At 70.7% G+C, this 3355-nt stretch carries 3 protein-coding genes and 1 pseudogene; all 4 read left to right on the forward strand.

Annotation, left to right across the window (positions count from 1 at the left end; translation table 11 throughout):
• Positions 1-491 (forward strand): annotated as a pseudogene (locus tag VN520_RS27795) (hypothetical protein); the annotation flags it as partial.
• Between the two features lie 33 nt (positions 492-524).
• On the forward strand, positions 525-1328 hold the full coding sequence (locus VN520_RS27800; protein WP_325749704.1) for an ABC transporter ATP-binding protein: 804 nt from the start codon (positions 525-527) through the stop codon (positions 1326-1328).
• The gene (locus tag VN520_RS27805) at positions 1325-2083 is read left to right on the forward strand and encodes an ABC transporter permease (protein WP_325749705.1); all 759 of its coding nucleotides are present in this window, start codon (positions 1325-1327) and stop codon (positions 2081-2083) included. The genes VN520_RS27800 and VN520_RS27805 overlap by 4 nt, the downstream gene beginning before the upstream one ends.
• Before the next feature lie 71 nt (positions 2084-2154).
• Entirely contained in the window at positions 2155-2964 is an 810-nt protein-coding gene (proC, locus tag VN520_RS27810; protein WP_325749706.1) for a pyrroline-5-carboxylate reductase, read from the forward strand.
• Positions 2965-3355 lie beyond the last annotated feature (391 nt).

A 3355-nucleotide genomic window follows, 5' to 3' on the forward strand; every position in this document is an offset into this window, starting at 1 on the left:
TACGCCCAGTCCTGGCACCGGACCGCCCCGGCCCCGGCCCTCCCCGAGGCACTCCGCGTCCCGGCGGCCTCGCGCTGTGGTGGGACGTCTCCGACCACTCCGTCCCCTGGGCCGCCGGCCAGAGCGCCCGGCTGCGCCGTCACCTCGGGACGGGTGACAGCGCCGACGGCACGCCGGGCGGTTCCGGTTCGAGCAGCCTTTCGTACCTTGCCGAGGACGGGTTCGCCCGACGACCGCTGCCGTGGTGCCGGACGGTGCCCGTCGACACGCACCTCGCCGGCATCGCCGGCCATCGGGCGTTCCTCGTGCCCGGCCCGGCGGGCGAGGAGGCCACCCGCCGGTTCCTCGACACGGAGCGCGGCCACCTGGCCCCGGTGTTCCCCGACGGCATGGCCGAGGAGCGTGACGTCGCCGAGCTCGCCGAGCTCGTCGAGCTCGCCGTGCTGGTCCGCCGATGCCGCGGCCCCTGCCGGACACGCCGCATCCCTTGACGGCTCCCCTTCGGCGGGATCAATATTCATCACATGATGAATTTGTCGCGCACCGCGGACGCGAGCGCCGTCTCGGCCCGCGCCCTCACCGTCGTACGGGGAGACCGCACGGTCCTGCGCGGCCTCGACTTCACCGTCGAGCCGGGCAGGATCACCGGCCTCCTCGGCCCATCCGGCTGCGGGAAGTCCACGCTCATGCGGGCCGTCGTCGGCACCCAGGCCGAGGTCACGGGAACGCTCGACGTCCTCGGACGTCCCGCCGGCCACCCGTCCCTGCGGTCACGCGTCGGCTACGTCACCCAGGCACCGTCGGTCTACACGGACCTCACCGTGCGGCAGAACCTGGACTACTTCGCGGCGGTGCTGCGACCGGGCCGCGCCCGACGCGCCTCCCGCACGGAAGCCGTCACCCGTGCCCTCGGCGACGTGGACCTCACCCGGCACGCCGACGCCCTCGCCGGCCACCTCTCCGGCGGGCAGCTCAGCCGCGTCTCACTCGCGGTCGCCCTGCTCGGCACGCCCGAACTCCTGGTCCTCGACGAGCCGACCGTCGGCCTCGACCCCGTGCTGCGACGCGATCTGTGGAACCTCTTCCACACCCTCGCAGCCGACCGGGGGACCACGATCCTCGTCTCCTCCCACGTCATGGACGAGGCCGAACGCTGCCACCGGCTGCTGCTCATGCGCGAGGGCAGGATCCTCGCCGACGACACGCCCGACGCCCTGCGCACCCGTACCGGCTCCACCACCGTCGAGGAGGCATTCCTCCACCTGGTGGACGAAGCCGCCGCGCACGAAGCCGCCGAATCCGCCGCCCGCCAGGAGACGACCCGATGAGCACCGACGCCCCCGCACTCTCCCCGGCCCGGACCCTCGCCACCGCCGGCCGTGTCCTTCGCCAGCTCCGTCACGACCCCCGCACCATCGCGCTGCTGCTGATCGTCCCGGTCCTGATGATCACTCTGCTGCGCTATGTCTTCGACGCCGGCCCGGGGACCTTCGACTCCATCGGCGCCTCACTGCTCGGCATCTTCCCGCTGATCACGATGTTCCTGGTGACCTCGATCACCACCCTCCGCGAACGCACCTCCGGCACCCTCGAACGCCTCCTCGCCATGCCCCTCGGCAAGGGCGACCTGATCGCCGGCTACGCGCTGGCCTTCGGAGCCGTCGCCGTCGCCCAGTCCCTCCTGGCCACGGCACTGTCCGTCTGGGCCCTCGGACTCGATGTCGTCGGCTCCCCCTGGCTGCTGCTCCTGGTCGCCCTGCTCGACGCACTCCTCGGCACCGCGCTCGGCCTGTTCGTCTCGGCCTTCGCCGCCTCGGAGTTCCAGGCGGTCCAGTTCATGCCCGCCGTGATCTTCCCGCAGCTGCTGCTGTGCGGACTGTTCACACCGCGCGACCGGATGCACCCCGTCCTCGAAGCCGTCTCCGACGTCCTGCCGATGTCGTACGCCGTCGACGGGATGAACCAGGTCCTCACCCACACCGACATCACCGCCGACTTCTACCGGGACATCCTGATCGTCGCCGGCTGCGCCCTGCTCGTCCTCTGCCTGGGAGGTGCCACCCTCCGCCGCCGCACCACCTGACGGCGCGGTGCGAGGATGGGGACCACGATCAGCACCGCGTAGCGCGCACCGCCATCCGGAGGATGAATCGCATGACCCAGACCGTCGCAGTCCTCGGTACAGGAAAGATCGGTGAGGCGCTGCTCAGCGGCATGATCCGGGCAGGCTGGCGGGCCGGCGACCTGCTGGTGACCACCCGGCGCCCCGAGCGCGCCGAGGAGCTGCGCACCCGCTACGGCGTCGAGACCGTCACCAACGCCGAGGCCGCCAAGAGCGCGGACATCCTCATCCTCGCGGTCAAGCCCCAGGACATGGGCAGGCTTCTCGACGAGCTCTCCCCCCACGTCGCCGCCGACCGCCTGGTCATCAGCGCCGCCGCAGGCATCACGACCGGCTTCATCGAGAACAGCCTCGCCGCCGGCACCCCGGTCGTCCGCGTCATGCCGAACACCCCCGTCCTGGTGGACGAGGGCATGTCCGTCATCTCCGCGGGCAGCCACGCCACCGCCCAGCACCTCGACCATGCCGAGTCGATCTTCGGCGGTGTCGGCAAGACGCTCCGTGTCCCCGAATCCCAGCAGGACGCGGCCACCGCACTCTCCGGATCAGGACCCGCTTACTTCTATTTCCTCGTCGAGGCGATGACCGACGCCGGAATTCTGCTCGGCCTGCCCCGCGCCCAGGCCCACGATCTGATCGTCCAGGCCGCCATCGGCGCGGCGGTCATGCTCCGGGACAGCGGCGAACACCCGGTCAAGCTCCGCGAGGCCGTCACCAGTCCGGCCGGCACCACCATCAGCGCCATCCGGGAGCTGGAGAACCACGGCGTACGGGCCGCCCTCATCGCAGCCCTCGAAGCCGCCCGCGACCGCAGCCGCGAGCTGGCCACGGGCAACGGCTGAGCGCCTGCATGGCCGTGACCGGGCCGAGTCGGGCGGGGGTTGACACGGCTTCTGCGGCTGCGTAATGTGCTCCGAGTTGTCCGACGTGAGCGCCGACTCCGGTCGGTCCCCGGGCAATCATTCCGCAGTGACCACTCGAAACGAGCGACATCTGTCGTGCGTTTTTATGTGCGCACGTGCGAAATGAGGAATCAGTGTTCGAGGGCGAGCCGATTAGCGTCGGGGCCGGGGATTCCGCTAAAGTCTCACTCGTCGGAACGGCCCAGCGGCCGGGAAGACAAATCCCGCCGACCGGGAATCAGGCCCGAAAGGATCTGATAGAGTCGGACTCGCCGGAAAGGGAAACGCGAAAGCGGGACGCTGGAAAGCGAATCAGCAGGATCCCGTTTCG

Origin of the sequence: Streptomyces sp., assembly GCF_035563135.1 — a bacterium.
In the GTDB taxonomy this organism is placed as follows: domain Bacteria; phylum Actinomycetota; class Actinomycetes; order Streptomycetales; family Streptomycetaceae; genus Streptomyces.